1 pseudogene is annotated in these 524 nt (G+C 59.2%); it reads left to right on the plus strand.

Annotation, left to right across the window (positions count from 1 at the left end):
• Positions 1-524, plus strand: a pseudogene (locus tag B5F54_RS17870) (hypothetical protein); the annotation flags it as partial.

Raw genomic sequence — 524 nt, forward strand, 5'->3', positions numbered from 1 at the left:
GTGGAAGGCCGCGAGATCGCAGGCGTCACCGTGAACAGCGAAGCCATTGCGGAAGACAGCTTTGACGCTGCCGAGTATGTGTACAGCGCGGCCATGCCGAACGCGGACACGACGATTGAGCTTGGCTTCACAGTGGTAGACAAGCAGAACCTGCGCGCTGCAATTGAAATTGCAGAGGGCCGGGCGAACGAAGCTGCGGAAGCAGTGGAATCCGTACAGGAGAAGTATGAAGCAGCCTTGCAGGCGGCGAAGGACGTCGAAGCCAAGAAGACTGCAACGCAGAACGAGATCAACACCGCATGGAGCGACCTGATCGACGCGCTGCATTATCTGAGCTTTGTGGCAGGCGACAAGAGCCAGCTGGAGATCCCGATGGAGATCGCAGAGTCCATCAACCGCGACCTGTTTACGCCGGACAGCCTGAAAGCGCTGGACGAAGCGTATGCGGCGGCGGAAGACCTGCTGGACGATGAAGAAGTCCTGGAAGCGGACATCACCGCAGCGGTGGATGCGCTGTATGACGC

Origin of the sequence: Anaeromassilibacillus sp. An250 (genome assembly GCF_002159845.1) — a bacterium.
Classification (GTDB): Bacteria; Bacillota; Clostridia; order Oscillospirales; family Acutalibacteraceae; genus Anaeromassilibacillus; species Anaeromassilibacillus stercoravium.